The organism is Olsenella sp. An270 (genome assembly GCF_002159735.1).
Lineage (GTDB): Bacteria > Actinomycetota > Coriobacteriia > Coriobacteriales > Atopobiaceae > Thermophilibacter.
Genome location: NZ_NFJF01000002.1, coordinates 236,943 through 253,973 on the forward strand (window position 1 = coordinate 236,943; position 17,031 = coordinate 253,973).

Below are 17,031 nucleotides of genomic sequence, written 5' to 3' on the forward strand. Positions count from 1 at the left end.
AAGGGCACGATGGCCACACCCACCGGCAGGTCCCCCAGGCACGGGGGCTCCCACTTCTCGAACGGCGCCGCCCCGCGCGCCACCCGGACCACCCCCCAGCCAGCGTCGGGTGCGAGCGCGCCCCGCTCGGCGCTCGCCGGCGGCCGCGTCTCGAGCCGCACCGCCGCGGCCACGCGCCGCGCCGGATCGCACAGCCCGCGCGACCCGCGGGGAGGCCGTGGCCGCCGCTTCCCGCTGGCGGCGCTCGCCGTGGTCGGCGCCATCGCGCTCGCCGCCATCGCGGCCTTCGTGCTCGTCCCCGGTCTCACGGGGGGCGACGGGGGGCAGCAGGCGCAGCTCGCCGAGGAGGGCACCGAGGTCACCATCACCATCCCCGACGGCTCCGGCGCCGCCGCGGTGGCCCAGATCCTCGCCGACAACGGCCTCATCTCCGACCAGAGCGCCTTCCTCTCCGAGGTCCGCCGCACCGAGGCGGAGTCCGCGCTCAAGAGCGGTTCGTACCGCATCATCGCCGGCACCGACGACACGCAGATCATCGAGCTTCTGACCAGCGGCCCCAACGCCTCGACGGCCCAGGTCGTCGTTCCCGAGGGCTACACGGTGAGCCAGATCGCGCAGGCCGCCCAGGACGCCCTCGGCATCTCCGCCGACGACTTCCTCGCGCAGGCCAAGGCGTCCAACTACGTGGCGGACTACCCCTTCCTGGAGGGCGCGCACGAGGACTCCCTCGAGGGCTACCTCTTCCCCAAGACCTACGACTTCTCCGGCATGGAGACGGTCACCGCCGACACCGTGATCCGCGCGATGCTCGATCAGTACCAGGCCGAGGTCGGCTCGCTCGACCTCTCCGCCGCCGCGGCGTCGCTCTCCGAGCGCTACGGGATCGAGCTCGACGCCAATGACGTCCTCACGATGGCGTCGATCGTGGAGCGCGAGGCCGTGACCGAGGAGCAGCGTCCCAAGGTCGCCTCCGTCTTCTACAACCGTCTGCGCGACGGCATGCGCCTGCAGAGCGATGCGACGCTGACCTACTCGCTCGGGCGCGCGGCCACGGCCGAGGAGATCAACACGCTCGACGACCCCTACAACACCAACCTGCGCGCGGGCCTCACGCCCACGCCGGTCTGCTCGCCGAGCCTCGCCTCCATCCAGGCCGCCTGCGAGCCCGCCGACACCAACTACTACTACTTCTACATCACGCAGGACACCGAGCAGTTCTCGGAGACCTACGACGAGCACATGCAGGCGTACTCGTAGGGGGCTGCTGAGCGATGGGACTGTTCCGTGCCACGGGCTACGTGGCGAGCCTGCCTCTGGTGAGCGTCGAGGACCTGGTCGCCGACGGCGTGCGCCTCGTCCTTCTCGACCGTGACAACACCTGCGTGCCGCGCGACGCGCACGAGCCGCCCGCCGAGGTCATGGCGTGGCTGGAGCGCGCCCGCGAGGCGGGGCTGCGCCTGTGCCTGGTGTCCAACAACTTCCACTCCTCGCAGGTGCGCGCCAGCGCCGAGCGCATGGGCATGGACGTGGTCGACCACGCCATGAAGCCGCTGCCGTTCGCGCTCGTGCGCGCGATGCGGCTCATGGGCGCGGTGCCCGGCGAGACCGTCATGATCGGCGACCAGGTCTTCACCGACGTCGCCGCCGGCAACCTCGCCGGCGTCCGGACGATCCTCGTGCGCCCGCAGTCGCGCAAGGACCTCTGGTACACGCACGTGTTCCGCGTCTTCGAGCGCCTGGCCCTGCGCGGCGTCGCCTTCGAGGGCGAGTAGCGCCGCCGTCCGGGGCGCCCCCTCGCGCGGTTATCGAGTAGAATCTCTTCTCGGTACGCACACGAGAGGGGAGAGGTCTTGCCGCACGATCCGAGATACGTCGTTCACGAGGGGTGCGACCACCTCTTCTTCGTGGGCTTTCTCGGTGCCGGCAAGTCCACGCTCGCACGCAACCTGGGTGGGCTCTTCCACCGGCCGCACGTCGACACCGACCGCCTGGTGGAGCGCGCGCTCGGCGCCTCGGTCGCGCAGATCTTCGAGACCGAGGGCGAGGGGCGCTTCCGCGAGGCCGAGACCGCGCAGCTGCGCAAGCTCGCCGCGCGCAAGTCGCTTCTGGTGAGCTGCGGCGGCGGCATCGTCGAGCGCCCCGAGAACCTCGAGCTCATGCACGAGATGGGCGTCGTCGTCTACCTCGACGGCGACCTCTCCGACTCGCTGCGCCAGATCCAGCGCCCGGACCTCCGTCCCGACCTCGGGGCGGACGAGCGCGCGGCGGCCGAGGTCTACCGGCGACGACGCCCGCTCTACCAGCGTGCCGCAGACATCACGATCGACATCCGCAACAAGACGTTCGAGCAGGTCGCCCTCGAGTCGGGGCAGCTGCTCTGGGAGAGGGGGCTTCTGTGAGCGACGGCGAGAAGGACACTCCGGCGCGCTCCGCGCGACAGTGGGTGGTCGTGCGCGGCACGAGCATGGACCTGCGCGTGGGGGCGGGCATCCTGTCCGAGTTCCCGAGCATACTGAGGTCCGCGGCCGGGAGGCCCCACGCGTGCGCGCTCGTCCACGAGGCCGCGGCGCCCGAAGAGGCCGTGCGCGTCCTCCATGACAACCTCTGCGACCAGGGCTTCAGGGTGAGCGCGCTGCCCCTGGGGGAGGTCGGCTGCAACCTCTCCGAGGTGGAGCGCCTGAGCACCATGCTGCGCGACGCCCGCATCACGGCCGACGACATCGTGCTGGCGGTGGGCGGCCTCGAGACGCTCTCGGTCGCCTCCTTCGCCTGCTCGTCCTGGTGCGGCGGCACCCGCCTCGCGGAGGTCCCGCTCGACCTCGAGAGCGCGGTGGTGGCGGCGACGACCCCGCGCGCGCTCGACGCGGCGGGCCTCGAGCGCATCCTCGCGCAGGAGGCGACGGCGCGCTACACGATGATCGACCTCGACCTCGTCGACTTCGACCCCGCGAGCGAGGAGACGCGGCTCGCCTTCGCCCTGATGGTCCAGACGGCGATGTGCGACTCCGACCGCGCGTTCGGCAAGCTCTGGGACGCCGCTGACGACCTCGCCGCCGGCGACGTTGCGGCGCTCGTCACCCAGCTCCAGGAGACGCTGAAGGGCCGCGGCAGGATCTCCTCGGCGACCTCGGCCGCCCTGCGCCAGTCCCTCGAGTTCGGGACGACCTTCGCCGACGCGCTCGTCTCGGTCACGGGCGGCGCGGTGAGCCGCTCCACGGCGCTCGCCGACGGCATGAGGTTCGCCTCGCGCCTGGGCGTCGCGCAGGAGACGCTCTCGATCGACGACATGCTCGCGGTCGACGAGGTGCTCGAGCGCCTGGGCCTGCCCACGACCTCCGTCCCCGTGGACGCCGACGCGCTCGCCGCGCGCATCCGCGAGGAGCGCTTCCTGCGCTCGAGCCGCTTCATGCTCGCCGTCCCGCGCGCGCTCGGCCGCGTGCGCCTCGCGGTCATGACCGACGAGCTCATCGAGGAGCACACGGGCGCCTGGTGCGCCTCCCGCCCGCAGCCCTAGCAGCCCCTACCCCCGTACGCGTTCGAGAAAGGATGCAAACATGGCAGATGCAACAGCATGCGCCGGGCGCGTGGCGCGCCTGCGCGAGCTCATGGCGGAGCGCGGCTACGACGCCGTGATCCTGCGCAACAACCCCGACCTGCGCTGGCTCACCGGCGCGGAGCGCACCTTCGACGACGAGGTCGCCCACACCGCGGTGATCACCGCGACCGGCCAGTGGCTCCACACCGACTCCCGCTACTACAACACCTTCGTCGAGCGCCTGGGCGCGGACAGCGCCTGGACCCTCGACATGGAGGTCACGACGCCGGCCGCGTGGGCGGCCGCGCGCCTCGCCGCCGAGCGCGCTCGCGTGGCGGCCGTGGAGGACACCTGCGACCTCGCCTTCTACGACGACCTTCTCGTCGAGCTCTCCCGCGCCGGCGTGGCCTGCCTCACCCCGCGCCTGCACGGCGACATCTGCGACCTGCGCATGGTCAAGGACGCCGAGGAGGTCGCCCTCATGCGCCGCGCCCAGGAGATCACCGACGAGGCCTTCGCGCACATCTGCGAGTTCATCAAGGTCGGCATGAGCGAGCAGGAGATTCGCGTCGAGCTGGAGAACTACATGCTCTCCCACGGCGCCGACGCCCTCTCCTTTGGCACGATCATCGCCTCGGGCCCCAACGGCGCGAACCCCCACGCCCAGCCCGGCGAGCGCCGCGTCCAGCTCGGCGACCTCATCGTCATGGACTACGGCGCCGGCTACCACGACTATCACGCCGACATGACCCGCACCGTGGCCGTCGGCGAGCCGGGCGAGGAGCAGCGCGCGGTCTACGACGTGGTGCGCCGCGCCCACGAGGAGTCCGCCGCCGCCGTGCGCGCCGGCGTGATCGGCCGCGACGTCCACGAGGTCGCCGCCCGCGTGATCGAGGAGGCGGGCTACGGCGACAAGTTCGGCCACGGCCTCGGCCACGGCGTGGGCATCCAGATCCACGAGAACCCCAACTTCAACCGCCGCTGGGACCGCCCGGTCCCCGAGGGCTCGGTCGTCACGATCGAGCCGGGCATCTACCTGCCCGGCCGCTTCGGCATCCGTCTGGAGGACTTCGGCCTCGTGACCGCCACGGGCTACGAGCCCTTCACGCGCTCCACGCACGACCTCGTGGTCGTGGGGGAGTAGCGCCCGCTCGTCCTTCTCGCCCACGCGCCCTTCTCGCCCGCGCGCCCTTCTCGCCCGCGCGTCCTTCTCGCCCGGCGCAGGGTGTCCTGAAAATCCAAGCTTCGGCACGGGCAGGTGTTCGCGACCTGCGATTCTGTGCGGGAGCGTCCTGAAACTTGAGGCTGCGGCACACCTGGTCTGCCGCAGCCTCGTTTTTCAGGACACGGAGACCGTGCGGCCGAGAAGAACCGTGCGTCATAAAAGCGGAAACTGGTCCCATATTCGATGGACCACCGGTGTGCGGTGTACTAGAATGTGGAGGGTGCGTGGAGCGGCGGGGGAGAAAGTGTGGAGAGTAACCTCGCTGTAACACGCTCGTCAGGTAACGGTAAGGGTCCGCGAAACAGAGAAGGAGGTAAGCGGTGGTTAGCATTGTCCTAGCCAGTCATGGCACGTTCGCCGAGGGCATCAAGATGTCCGGCCAGATGATCTTTGGCCCGCAGGAGAACGTCGCTGCCGTGACGCTCATGCCCGAGATGGGGCCGGACGACCTTCGCGCCAAGCTGCTCGAGGCCGTCGCCGGCTTCGAGGACCAGGACCAGGTCCTGTTCCTCGTCGACCTCCAGGGTGGAACCCCCTGGAACCAGGTCACGCTGCTGCTCGGGGAGGAGGGCCACGAGAACTGGGTCGCCGTCGGCGGTCTCAACCTGCCGATGCTCGTCTCCGCGTACGGGGAGCGCATGGGTAGCGACTCCGCCGCCGAGGTCGCCAAGGCCATCTACTCCGAGGCCAAGGCCGGCGTCTGCATCAAGCCCGAGGACCTCGCTCCCGCCGAGGCCGCTCCCGCGGCTCCCGCCGCCCCCGCCGCCGCTGCCGGCGCCATCCCGCCCGGCACCGTGCTCGGCGACGGTCACATCAAGATCGCCCACTGCCGCGTTGACACCCGCCTGCTCCACGGCCAGGTTGCCACCGCGTGGACCAAGGCGATCAACCCCGACCGCATCATCGTCGTCTCCGACGGCGTGGCTCACGACGAGCTGCGCAAGACGATGATCGTCCAGGCCGCGCCTCCTGGAGTCAAGGCCCACGTCATCCCCATCAAGAAGATGATCGAGGTCGCCAAGGACCCGCGCTTCGGCGCCACCAAGGCGTTCCTGCTCTTCGAGACCCCGCAGGACGTCCTCAAGGCCATCGAGGGCGGCGTGGACATCAAGAACGTCAACATCGGCTCCATGGCCCACTCCGTGGGCAAGGTCGTCGTCACCAACGCGATCGCCATGGACCAGGCCGACGTCGAGTGCCTCGAGGCGCTCCAGGCCAAGGGCGTCACGTTCGACATCCGCAAGGTTCCGGCGGACTCGCCCGAGAACTTTGAGGCCATGATGAGCAAGGCCAAGTCCGAGCTCGCCGCACAGGCTCAGGCATAAGAAGGAGGGAAGCATGTCGGTTTTCGCAATTGTCCTTGTCGTCATCGTCGCCTTCTTTGCCGGCATGGAGGGCATCCTTGACGAGTTCCAGTTCCACCAGCCGCTGGTGGCCTGCACCCTGATCGGTCTGGTGACCGGTCACCTCGAGGCGGGCATCATCCTCGGCGGCACGCTCCAGATGATGGCCCTCGGCTGGGCCAACATCGGCGCCGCCGTCGCGCCCGACGCGGCGCTCGCCTCGGTGGCCTCGGCCATCCTCATGGTCATCGCCCTCAACGGTGGGGCCGACCAGGGCGAGGCCATCACCACGGCCATCGCCGTCGCCGTGCCGCTGTCCGTCGCCGGCCTGTTCCTGACGATGATCGTCCGCACGCTCGCCATCCCCGTGGTCCACGCCCAGGACGCCGCTGCGGCCAAGGGCAACTTCGCGGCCATCGAGGCCTGGCAGGTCGCGGCCATCTGCATGCAGGGCATCCGCATCGCCATCCCGGCCGCGGCCCTCTGCTTCATCCCCGACAAGGCCGTCATGGGCGCCCTCAACATGATGCCCGCGTGGCTCAACGAGGGCATGACGATCGGCGGCGGCATGGTCGCGGCCGTCGGCTACGCCATGGTCATCAACATGATGGCCACCAACGAGGTCTGGCCGTTCTTCGCGCTCGGCTTCTGCGTCGCCGCCATCTCCCAGCTGACCCTGATCGCCCTCGGCGTCATCGGCATCTCCCTGGCCCTCATCTACCTGGGCCTCAAGGAGGCCGCCAAGGCCGGTGCCGGCGCCGCCGGCTCGGGCGACCCGCTCGGCGACATCCTGGACGACTACGAGTAGGAAGGGAGGAGAGAACACATGGCAGAGAACAAGGTAACCCTGTCCAAGAAGGACCGCATGTCCGTCGCCTGGCGCCACCAGTTCCTCCAGGGCTCCTGGAACTACGAGCGCATGCAGAACGGCGGCTGGTGCTACTCCATCATCCCGGCCATCAAGAAGCTCTACCCCAACAAGGATGACCAGATCGCGGCGCTCAAGCGTCACATGGAGTTCTACAACACGCACCCGTACGTCTCGGCCCCCGTCATGGGCGTCACGCTCGCCCTCGAGGAGGACCGCGCCAACGGCGCGCCGGTCGACGACGCCGCCATCCAGGGCGTCAAGGTCGGCATGATGGGCCCGCTCGCCGGCGTCGGTGACCCGGCGTTCTGGTTCACCCTCCGCCCGCTGCTCGGCGCGCTCGGCGCGTCGCTCGCCATGGAGGGCAACATCGTCGGCCCGATCCTGTTCTTCGTGCTCTGGAACCTCATCCGCATGGCGTTCATCTGGTACACGCAGGAGTTTGGCTACAAGCTCGGCACCTCCATCACCAAGGACCTCTCCGGCGGCCTGATGGGCAAGATCACCGAGGGCGCCTCCATCCTCGGCATGTTCGTCATCGGTGGCCTGGTCCAGCGCTGGGTGTCCATCTCCTTCGCGCCGACGGTCTCCAAGGTCACGCAGTCCGCGGGCGCCTACATCGACTGGGAGGCCATCCAGGCCACGGCCGACTCCTCGGGCGTCGCCCAGGCCATCCACGACGCCCTGAGCAGCTTCAACTCGCTCGGCGCCACCGGCCTTGAGGTCGAGAAGGTCACCACGCTCCAGCAGAACCTCGACAGCCTCATCCCCGGCCTCGCCGCCGTGTGCGTGACGCTGCTGTGCTGCTGGCTCCTCAAGAAGAAGGTCTCCCCGATCGCCATCATCATCGGCATGTTCGCCGTGGGCATCGTGGGTCACCTCGTCGGCCTGCTCTAAGGCTCGGCCCGCTCTTCTCAGGCGGCCGCGTCCTCGCAAGAAGTGTCACAATGACGTCTTGCGGGGGCGCGGCCCCTCGTTATTCTCGCCCGCACTTTCCCAGGGAGGAGGGCCGCCATGGCCCAGTCTCAGAACACCACGGTCGACCTCACCATCCCCGCGACCATGTTCACGGGTCTCTCCGTCACCGGTTCTATGATGGTGGGGGACCGCGCGCTCGAGTTCTACAACGAGCGCAACGTCGAGGACTACATCCAGATTCCCTGGGACCAGATCGACCACATCGACGCGTCGGTGATGTTCGGCGGGCGCGTGATCCCGCGCTTCGCGGTCTTCACCAAGGAGAGCGGGCACTTCTCGTTCTCCGCGCGCAACAACCACAGGCTGCTGCGCGCCGTGCGCGACCACATCGGCGGCGAGAAGATTGTGCGCTCGGCGACCTTCTTCGGCGTCATGCGTGCGGGGTTCACGGGGCTGTTCCGGCGCCTCTTCCGGCGCGGCTAGGGGCCGTCGCGTCCTTTGGCCATCATGGAATCTGCGCGCAGACGGCCCGCCCGGTGCTAGAATAACGCCCGTATGTGAGCACGACGGAAAGGCGCAACATGGCAACCATCAGCACCGCAGACTTCAAGAACGGCATGGGCCTCAAGATCAACGACAAGTACTACACGATCGTCGAGTTCCAGCACGTCAAGCCCGGCAAGGGCGGTGCCTTCGTCCGCTACAAGATCCGCGACCTCAAGACCGGCCGCGTGATCGACCAGACCTGCAACGCCGGCACCAAGTTCGAGAACGTGCAGCTCATCACCAAGGAGATGCAGTACCTCTACAACGACGGCGCCACGTTCTACTTCATGGACAACGAGACCTACGAGCAGGTCGAGCTCTCCGCCGACTTCATCGGCGACAACGCCAAGTGGTTCAAGGAGAACGACAACGCCCAGCTCCTCTACGCCGACACCGAGCTCCTCGGCGTCGAGCCCCCGATGTTCATCGAGGTGGAGATCACCGAGACCGACCCCGGCTTCAAGGGCGACACCGTCCAGGGCGGCTCCAAGCCGGCCACCATCGAGACCGGCGCCGTGATCCAGGTCCCGCTCTACCTCAACGTGGGCGAGACGATCAAGGTCGACACCCGCGACGGCGGCAAGTTCGTCGGCCGCGTCTAGCGTCGGGCGAGAAGAACGTGCCCTCGAGGCCGCTCCGGGAGACCGGGGCGGCCTCGCTGCTCTTCCCGGCGGACAACGGGTATACTGTGACAATGACCGCATGAACCGAGCAAGGGGGTCCTCCATGGCAGAAAGCGAGCTCTTCGTCTCTGGCATCGGCATCTCCAAGGATGTCGTCTCCACGATCGTCGGAATCGCGGCTCGCCGCGTCGAGGGCGTGGCCTCCGTCGGGGGCAACGACATCGCCTCCAGCCTGATCAACGTCTTCACGAGCCGCAGCGTCGCGCCCGAGAAGGCCGTGGAGTCGTCCGTCGAGGACGACGCGCTGCACGTGACCGTGCACCTCGCCGTCTTCTACGGCTACCCGTTCACCAAGCTCGCCGCCGACGTCCGCGCCGAGGTCGCCCGCGCCGTCACCGAGCAGATCGGCGTCTCCGTCTCCGCCGTCGACGTCTGCATCGACAGCCTCGTCTTCCCCAAGGAGTAACCGCACCTTGAGCACTCACTTCGGCGGGCGCACCCTCGCCCGCAGCCAGGCCCTCCAGCTGCTGTTCCAGGCGGAGGCCAACTCCCGCGCCGTGCTAGACGTCCTCGACGGCGAGTACGCCCTCTCGCAGGGCCCGCTCGACGACTACGCCCGCCGGCTCGCCCTCGGCGCCGACGAACGCCGCCCCGACCTCGACGCCGTCATCGCGGCGCGTTCGACGGGTTGGTCGGTCCCGCGCATGAACGCCGTGGACCGCAACCTGCTGCGCCTCGCGCTCTACGAGATGCTGAGCGTCGACGAGGTCGACGTCTCCGTGACGATCGACGAGTGCGTCGAGCTCGCGAAGGCCTACGGCACCGACGAGTCCTCCCGCTTCGTGAACGGCATCCTCGGCCGCGTGGCCGACGACCTCGAGGCCGGCGTCGACGTCGTGGCAGCCGCCCGCAAGCGCGATGACGAAGATGCCCCCGCTGACCCCGTCGAGGGGGAGGAGGCCTGATGGCCCGCGTCGACGTCTCGCAGTACCAGACCTTTGGCCAGATCAACGACCGCCTGGACGAGCTCGTGGGCCAGGTGCGCGACAAGGACGTCTCGCTGGAGCGCTCGCTCGACCTCTTCGACGAGGCGATCGCGCTCGGCTCCAAGGCCGTGAGCCTTGTGGACGCTACCGACTTCTCGCCCGAGGAGGAGGCCCGTCTCGCCGACGTCGAGGTACCGGCCGAGAAGGGCGCGGACGCGCCGGCCGATGGGGACAACGCCCCCGACGCCGAGCCCGAGCCCGCAGCCGACGGGCAGTAGGCGCATGCCGCGCCGGCGCCGGCTCGACGCGGAGCTCGTCGAGCAGGGGTTCTTCTCGTCCGTCGACGAGGCCCTGCGCGCGGTGATGGCCGGCGACGTCTCCACGACCGACCGTCGCCTCACCTCTCCCGGGGAGCAGGTCGCCCCCGGAATCCCCCTGCACGTGCGCGGCCGAGCGGCCTACGTGAGCCGCGGCGGCCTCAAGCTGGAGCGCGGGCTCGCCGCCTTTGGCGTGGATCCCGCGGGCCTCGCCTGCCTGGACGTGGGCTGCTCGACCGGGGGCTTCACCGACTGCCTCCTCAAGCACGGCGCCGCCTCCGTGGTCGCCGTCGACGTGGGCTACGCGCAGTTCTCCTGGGAGCTGCGGGGCGACCCGCGCGTTAGCCTGCTCGAGCGCACCAACATCGTCGACGTGCCCGCGATCCTGGGTCCCGGCGTCGTCGACCTGGCCGTGTGCGACGTCTCGTTCACGTCGGTGACCACGGTGCTACCGGCGGTGCTCGAGCTGCTGCGGCCGGGCGGGACCTTCCTCACGCTGGTGAAGCCGCAGTTCGAGGCCTCGCGCGAGGACGTGGGGGAGGGCGGCGTGGTCCGCGAGGCCGCGGTTCGCGAGGCCGCGCTCGGGCGCGTCCGGCGGGCGTTCGAGGAGGCGGGCCTCTCGGTCCGCGGCACCTGCGAGAGCCCGATCACCGGCCACAAGGGCAACGTCGAGTACCTGCTCTGTGGCGACCTGGGCGCCTAGCCGCGCCGTCCTTCTCGCCCTGTCCCGCTTCCCCGACACCCCCAGCGCCTCTCGCGTCCCCCGACGTCCCCCCAACGCCGAGTGTACGAGTTTCGTACGCTCGGCGTTTCCTTGTACCTCGATTACCTGCGGTTATGCGACTCTTCACACCCGTGAGTGCGGCCTTTTTCGGCGAAACTCGTACACTCGGCGAGAGCCGACCAGTCGGGGCGCCGCCGCGCCGCCGGGGAGGAACCGGTCGCCCGTCGAGTGGCGCGGGGTATACTGACCGGAGTGGGCATCGAGAGAAAGGCAGCGGACGTGAAGGTCCTGATCGTTCCCAACTACGCGCGCGAGGACGCCGTCGAGAGCTCCCGCAGGCTCGAGCGCTGGCTCGACGACGAGGGCGTCGACGTCTCCTGGGCGCACGACAAGCGCCTGCTGCCCGACGTGACCGCAACGGCGGACGGCTGCGACCTCGTGGTCTCGCTCGGGGGCGACGGCACGCTGCTGCGCGCGGCGCGCATCGTGGGCTACACGGGCGTCCCCGTGCTCGGCATCTCCTACGGCCACCTGGGATTTCTCACCGCCGCCGGCCCCGACGACCTGCTCGAGACCGTCCGAGACGCGCTCGCCGGCGAGCTCCACGTGTCGCGGCGCGCCACGCTCGACATCGAGTGCGAGTTCGTGGACCAGGACGGCTCGAGCCACGTCACGCACAGCTTCGCCCTCAACGACTTCGCGCTCAGCCGCGGCGGCGCCGGCGACATGGTGGAGTTTGACGTCTCCGTCTCCGGCAAGCACATCGACCGCCTGCGCGGCGACGGCTTCGTGGTCTCCACGGCCACCGGCTCGACCGGCTACGCGCTCGCCGCGGGCGGCCCCATCGTAACGCCCGAGTTCACGGGCATGGTCTGCGTGCCGATCGCCCCGCACACGATCATGGCGCGCGCCTTCCTGACCTCTCCCTCCGACGTCGTGGAGATCGAGATGAGCCCCGAGCGCCCCGCCATGCGGCACTTCTTCGCCGACGGCCAGCCGGTGCGCCGCGAGGGCGGGACCGGCACGCGCGCCGTCGTGCGTCGCGGCCCCGGCGACCTGATCCTGCTCGACCGCAGCACCCAGAGCTTCTACGACTCCGTCTCCCGCGTGTTCTACGGGCAGGTGGGAAAGTGATTTCGCCGGGCGAGAAGAACGGGCGGGCCGTGCGATGATCGACGAGCTCCGCGTTCGCGACGTCGCGCTCATCCGCGACGCCGTCATCGAGCCGGCACCGGGCCTCACGGTGCTGACCGGCGAGACGGGCGCCGGCAAGACCGCCCTGCTCTCCTCGATCAAGCTGCTCGTGGGGGAGCGCGCCGACGCCGGCATGGTCCGCGAGGGCGCGTCGTCGCTCGAGGTGGAGGGCCGCCTGTTCCTTCTCGGGGACGACGAGGACGGGACCGTGGTCCGCCGCCGCGTGGGCGCGGACGGCCGCGGCCGCGTCGAGCTCTGCGGGCACCTCGCCAGCGTGCGCGAGCTCGCCGAGCGCGTGGGCTCCACGGTCGACCTCTGCGGCCAGCACGAGCACCAGCGGCTGCTCTCCGTCCAGACCCACGTGGAGCTGCTCGACTCCTGGATCGGCGCCCCTGCGGCCGAGGCGCTGGAGGCCTACCGCGACGCGCTCGACGCCGCCGCCGAGGCCGCCGGGGAGCTGGAGCGCGTGCGGGAGATGGGTCGCGCGACGGGCGAGCGGCTCGACGAGGCCGCCTTCGTGCTGCGGCGCATCGACGAGGTCGACCCGCGCGAGGGCGAGCTCGAGGAGCTCGAGGCACAGCTCCCCCGCGTCGAGCACGGCGAGGCCCTCATGGCCGCGGCGGCGCTCGCGCGCGAGCGCCTCTCCGGGGACGACGGCGCCTGCGACGCGCTCGGCGAGGCCGTGCGCGCGCTCGAGGACGCCGCCCGCTATGACGCGCGCCTGTCCGGCTGGGCGCAGACGCTCGAGAGCTCGCTGATCGACATCGAGGACGTGTCCGCCGAGCTCCGCGACTACGCGGACGAGGTGGACTTCGACCCGGAGGAGCTCGACCGGCTGCAGACGCGCCTCGCCGCGCTCGAGGGGCTGCGCCGGGCGTACGGTCCGGGCATGGCGGACGTGCTCCGCCGTCGCGCCGAGGCCCGCGAGGTCGTGGCCGCTGCGAGTGACGGGGGAGAGCTCGAGCGCCGCGCCGCCGAGGAGCTCCGCCGCCGCGAGGCGGCGCTCGCCGAGGCGGCCGACGCCCTCGACGCCGTGCGCGCCGAGGCGGCGCCGCGCCTGGCTGCCGCCGTCTCCGAGCAGATGGCGTTCCTCGAGATGGGCAGCGCCGGCCTGGAGGTCGCCCAGGAGCGCCTCCCGCGCGCTGAGTGGACCCGCCGCGGGCCCTCCCGCGTGGAGTTCCTCTATCGCCCGGGTGCGGGCCTCACGGCGCGCCCGCTGCGGCGCATCGCGTCGGGCGGCGAGGTCAGCCGCGTGATGCTGGCGCTCAAGGTGGTGCTCGGCGAGGCGGACTCCTGCGAGACGCTCGTCTTCGACGAGGTCGACGCCGGCGTGGGCGGCGCCACGGCGGTCGCGCTCGCGAGCGTGCTGGCCCGGCTCGCCCAGACGCACCAGGTCGTCGTGGTCACGCACCTCGCGCAGGTGGCGGTGGCGGCCGAGCGGCACTACCTCGTCGAGAAGCACGAGGGTGCGGGCGGCGTGCCCGAGACCACGCTCGCGCCGATCTCGGGCGAGGAGCGGGTCGCGGAGGTCGCGCGCATGCTCTCCGGCGACACGGGCGCGGCCAGCCGCGACCTCGCGCGCGAGATGCTCGCCGAGCGCGCCGGCGCGCGGCGCTAGCCCTCGCTGTCGCGCGGGGCGCTCCCGTCGAGGTCGAGCAGCTCGGTGACGTCGAGGTCGTAGACCCACGCGAGCGCGAGCAGCGTGTGGTAGGTGGGGTTCATCGGGGTTCCCGGACGCGACTCGCCCTTCTCGAACTTCTGGTAGGTGTAGAGGGCGAGGCCGGCCTGGCGAGCGACGCTCTCCTGGCTCAGCCCTCGCTCCATGCGCAGGTTGCGCAGGCGGTAGGCGAGCCTCATCGAGAGCTCCCTGAAGTTGGGGACGTTGTCCGCTCTGAGTTCCATACGTCGAATATCGGGCGGCGTGAGCGGCTGGGCTACCATACGCGTATTGCAAGCCAAAACCCACAGAAGTCGGCCCCTGACGACGCCGGGGCCTTTGGCGGCCAACGTGCGCTCCCGCGTGCCCGTGTGCGAGAATGGCGGGAGGATGCCGACGGAGGGAGTGCCATGGGCGAGAGGGGCGAGCGGCGCGGGAGCACCCGGGCCGAGCAGGCGAGGCGTCACACCGAGGAGATGGCGCGCCGCTTTGGGGGCGAGATAGCCGCCTGCGTCGCGGCGACGCGGCCCTACGACGGCATGCCCAAGGCGCGCGCCGCCCGCACGTGCGTCCCCTCGGTGAGCGTCGTCGACGAGGACGCCACCTCCGCCGTGCTCGCGCGCGGGCGGGGCCTGGCCTCGGCCTGCGACCTGGCGGTGCTCGACTTCGCCTCGTTCCTGTACCCGGCGGGCGGCTACGAGCGCGGCAACTGGGGGCAGGAGCAGGCGCTCTGCGCGGAGTCGTTCCTCTTCAACGTCCTTCGCGAGCATGCGGGCTGGTATGCCGAGAACCGCCGGCGTCACGTCAACTGCCACCTGTACCGCAACCGGGCGCTCGTGGTCCCGCGCGTTCGCTTCGAGCGCGACCGCTACCACTCCTACGCCGACGTGATCGTCGCCGCTGCGCCGGACGCCCGCCGCGCCCGCGAGGAGTATCGCGTGGACGACGAGGCCCTTCTCGCCGCCCTGCGCTCGCGCGTCCGCCTGGTCATGGCGATCGCGGACGAGCTGGGGCACGAGCGGGTCGTGCTGGGAGCCTTTGGCTGCGGCGTCTTTGGCTGGGACGCGGCCGTGGTTGCCGAGGCGTTCCGCGCCGAGCTCGCCGGCGGCGGCCACGTCGCGCGCGAGGTCGTCTTCGCGGTGCCGCGGGGCCGCGCCGACGAGAACCTCGAGGTCTTCCAGCACGCGCTGTCGACGTTTCCCGACGCCAACCCCGCCCCGTACGTGAGCCGCGCCGAGCGCGCCGCCGCCGAGGCGGCCGCCGCGGAGCCCCTCGACGACGAGGACGACGACTGGCGTCAGTATCTGTGAGGCTCTGTGTCGGTCTCGTGTCGCATTGTTTCGCGCGTGCGTCCGAATCGGCGGGCGCACGCACCGTCCGCCCCGCGTCTCGCTACCATGAAGACCCGTGGAAACTGAGTCGATTCTGCGGGAGGTCCCCATGGCAAAGCACATTTTCGTGACGGGTGGCGTCGTGTCGTCTCTGGGCAAGGGCATCACGGCAGCCTCGCTCGGGCGTCTGCTCAAGTCCCGCGGCTACCGCGTCATGATGCAGAAGGCCGACCCCTACCTCAACGTGGACCCGGGCACGATGAGCCCGTTCCAGCACGGCGAGGTCTTCGTCACCGAGGACGGCTACGAGTCCGACCTCGACCTCGGCCACTACGAGCGCTTCATCGACGAGAACCTCACGCGCGCGTCCAACTTCACCACGGGGGCCGTCTACCAGGACCTCATCTCCCGCGAGCGCGCCGGCGACTTCCTCGGCGGCACGGTGCAGGTCATCCCGCACGTGACGGACGCCATCAAGGAGCGCTTCCGCCGCGTCGAGGAGCAGTCGGGCGCCGACGTGGTGATCACCGAGCTCGGCGGCACCATCGGCGACATCGAGAGCCAGGCCTTCGTGGAGGCCATCCGCCAGTTCAGAAACGAGAAGGGCCGCGACGACTGCATCCTCATCCACGTGAGCCTGGTGCCCTACATCGCCGCCGCGCACGAGGTCAAGACCAAACCCACGCAGCACAGCGTGCGTGAGCTGCGCTCCTTCGGCCTCCAGCCTGACTTCATCGTCTGCCGCTCCGACCACGAGGTCGACGCCTCCATCCGCGCCAAGATCGCGAGCTTCTGCGACGTTCCCGCCGACCACGTCTTCGAGAACTCCGACTGCGCGTCCATCTACGACGTGCCGGAGCACCTCGCGCGCCAGGGCTTCGACGAGAAGGTCTGCGAGCGCCTGGGGCTGGAGGTGCGGGAGAGCCACATGGAGGGCTGGTACGGCTTCACGAGCGCCATGCACGCGGCCAACGCCCGCGAGGACGTCACGCGCATCTGCGTGGTGGGCAAGTACACCCAGCTGCCCGACGCCTACCTCTCCGTCATCGAGGCGCTCCATCACTCCGGCGTGCTCTTCGGGAGGCACGTGGACGTCCGACTCGTGGACGGCGAGGCGCTGGACGAGAAGAACGTCGAGGAGGTGCTCGGTGACGCCGACGGCATCCTCGTGCCCGGAGGCTTTGGCCTGCGCGGCATCGAGGGGAAGGTCTGCGCCGTGCGCCGCGCTCGCACGCACAAGGTTCCCTACCTCGGCGTCTGCCTCGGTCTGCAGGTCGCCGTCTGCGAGTTCGCGCGCGACGTCTGCGGCCTTGCGGGCGCGAGCTCGGCGGAGTTCGACGCGTGCACGCCGCATCCCGTGATCGACCTCATGCCCGATCAGGCGAACGTCACCGAGAAGGGCGGCACCATGCGTCTTGGGGCCTACCCCTGCAAGGTCGTGGACGGCACGCTTGCCGCCGAGGCCTACGGGGAGCCGCTCGTCTACGAGCGTCACCGTCACCGCTACGAGGTCAGCAACGCCTACCGCGAGCAGCTCGTCTCCGCCGGGCTCGTCATCTCCGGCCTCTCCCCGGACGGGCGGCTCGTGGAGATGGTGGAGCTTCCCGAGGACGCTCACCCCTGGTTCGTGGCGAGCCAGGCGCACCCCGAGTTCAAGAGCCGCCCCGACCGCCCGGCGCCGCTCTTCCGCGAGTTCGTGCGCGCCGCAGTCGCGCACCACGAGGGCTGCGACCGGCATGACGTGGCGGCACGAGGCTAGGGAAG

At 70.3% G+C, this 17,031-nt stretch carries 19 protein-coding genes; 18 read left to right on the forward strand and 1 reads right to left on the reverse strand.

What is annotated here, in order from left to right; all coding sequences use genetic code 11:
- Positions 1–9: 9 nt before the first annotated feature.
- The 16 genes from mltG to recN all read left to right on the forward strand — a co-directional run bounded on the left by mltG (position 10) and on the right by recN (position 13,897).
- A complete protein-coding gene (mltG, locus tag B5F73_RS03405; RefSeq protein WP_087226450.1) occupies positions 10–1,257 on the forward strand; it encodes an endolytic transglycosylase MltG in 1,248 nt (415 codons plus the stop codon).
- 14 nt (positions 1,258–1,271) lie between these two features.
- Entirely contained in the window at positions 1,272–1,772 is a 501-nt protein-coding gene (locus B5F73_RS03410) for a YqeG family HAD IIIA-type phosphatase (protein ID WP_087226453.1), read from the forward strand.
- A 78-nt stretch (positions 1,773–1,850) separates the two neighbouring features.
- Complete coding sequence (locus B5F73_RS03415) at positions 1,851–2,399, forward strand: shikimate kinase (protein ID WP_087226456.1); 549 nt, start codon at positions 1,851–1,853, stop codon at positions 2,397–2,399.
- Positions 2,396–3,514 carry a hypothetical protein gene (locus B5F73_RS03420; protein ID WP_087226459.1) on the forward strand — a complete coding sequence of 373 codons (1,119 nt, stop codon included), beginning with the start codon at positions 2,396–2,398 and terminating at the stop codon, positions 3,512–3,514. Before B5F73_RS03415 ends, B5F73_RS03420 begins: the two co-directional genes overlap by 4 nt.
- A 40-nt stretch (positions 3,515–3,554) precedes the next feature.
- Complete coding sequence (locus B5F73_RS03425; protein WP_087226462.1) at positions 3,555–4,679, forward strand: Xaa-Pro peptidase family protein; 1,125 nt, start codon at positions 3,555–3,557, stop codon at positions 4,677–4,679.
- 401 nt (positions 4,680–5,080) lie between these two features.
- Positions 5,081–6,085: a PTS sugar transporter subunit IIB gene (locus tag B5F73_RS03430; RefSeq protein WP_087226465.1), complete on the forward strand. Its 1,005-nt coding sequence runs from the start codon at positions 5,081–5,083 to the stop codon at positions 6,083–6,085.
- Between the two features lie 13 nt (positions 6,086–6,098).
- Complete coding sequence (locus tag B5F73_RS03435) at positions 6,099–6,911, forward strand: PTS mannose/fructose/sorbose transporter subunit IIC (protein ID WP_087226467.1); 813 nt, start codon at positions 6,099–6,101, stop codon at positions 6,909–6,911.
- Positions 6,912–6,929: 18 nt separating this feature from the next.
- Positions 6,930–7,868 carry a PTS system mannose/fructose/sorbose family transporter subunit IID gene (locus tag B5F73_RS03440; RefSeq protein WP_087226470.1) on the forward strand — a complete coding sequence of 313 codons (939 nt, stop codon included), beginning with the start codon at positions 6,930–6,932 and terminating at the stop codon, positions 7,866–7,868.
- Positions 7,869–7,985: 117 nt separating this feature from the next.
- A complete protein-coding gene (locus B5F73_RS03445) occupies positions 7,986–8,372 on the forward strand; it encodes a DUF956 family protein (RefSeq protein WP_087226472.1) in 387 nt (128 codons plus the stop codon).
- A gap of 98 nt (positions 8,373–8,470) precedes the next feature.
- Positions 8,471–9,037: an elongation factor P gene (gene efp, locus B5F73_RS03450; RefSeq protein ID WP_087226475.1), complete on the forward strand. Its 567-nt coding sequence runs from the start codon at positions 8,471–8,473 to the stop codon at positions 9,035–9,037.
- Between the two features lie 124 nt (positions 9,038–9,161).
- Positions 9,162–9,524 carry an Asp23/Gls24 family envelope stress response protein gene (locus B5F73_RS03455; RefSeq protein ID WP_087226478.1) on the forward strand — a complete coding sequence of 121 codons (363 nt, stop codon included), beginning with the start codon at positions 9,162–9,164 and terminating at the stop codon, positions 9,522–9,524.
- A gap of 7 nt (positions 9,525–9,531) precedes the next feature.
- Positions 9,532–10,023 carry a transcription antitermination factor NusB gene (nusB, locus tag B5F73_RS03460; RefSeq protein ID WP_087226481.1) on the forward strand — a complete coding sequence of 164 codons (492 nt, stop codon included), beginning with the start codon at positions 9,532–9,534 and terminating at the stop codon, positions 10,021–10,023.
- Entirely contained in the window at positions 10,023–10,322 is a 300-nt protein-coding gene (locus B5F73_RS03465) for an exodeoxyribonuclease VII (RefSeq protein ID WP_087226484.1), read from the forward strand. The genes nusB and B5F73_RS03465 overlap by 1 nt, the downstream gene beginning before the upstream one ends.
- 4 nt (positions 10,323–10,326) lie before the next feature.
- Positions 10,327–11,064 carry a TlyA family RNA methyltransferase gene (locus B5F73_RS03470; RefSeq protein WP_087226487.1) on the forward strand — a complete coding sequence of 246 codons (738 nt, stop codon included), beginning with the start codon at positions 10,327–10,329 and terminating at the stop codon, positions 11,062–11,064.
- 300 nt (positions 11,065–11,364) lie between these two features.
- On the forward strand, positions 11,365–12,219 hold the full coding sequence (locus tag B5F73_RS03475; protein WP_087226490.1) for an NAD(+)/NADH kinase: 855 nt from the start codon (positions 11,365–11,367) through the stop codon (positions 12,217–12,219).
- A 34-nt stretch (positions 12,220–12,253) separates the two neighbouring features.
- Positions 12,254–13,897 (forward strand): DNA repair protein RecN, encoded by a 1,644-nt coding sequence (gene recN, locus B5F73_RS03480; protein WP_087226493.1) that lies wholly within the window; start codon positions 12,254–12,256, stop codon positions 13,895–13,897.
- On the opposite strand, the gene B5F73_RS03485 is transcribed toward recN, so the two are convergent.
- On the reverse strand, positions 13,894–14,136 hold the full coding sequence (locus tag B5F73_RS03485) for a helix-turn-helix transcriptional regulator (protein WP_204206250.1): 243 nt from the start codon (positions 14,134–14,136) through the stop codon (positions 13,894–13,896). The genes recN and B5F73_RS03485 overlap by 4 nt on opposite strands.
- Positions 14,137–14,346: 210 nt before the next feature.
- Between B5F73_RS03485 and B5F73_RS03490 the strand changes: the two genes are divergently transcribed.
- Positions 14,347–15,246: a TIGR02452 family protein gene (locus B5F73_RS03490; protein WP_087226498.1), complete on the forward strand. Its 900-nt coding sequence runs from the start codon at positions 14,347–14,349 to the stop codon at positions 15,244–15,246.
- A gap of 130 nt (positions 15,247–15,376) precedes the next feature.
- Complete coding sequence (locus B5F73_RS03495) at positions 15,377–17,026, forward strand: CTP synthase (protein ID WP_087226501.1); 1,650 nt, start codon at positions 15,377–15,379, stop codon at positions 17,024–17,026.
- Positions 17,027–17,031: the final 5 nt, after the last annotated feature.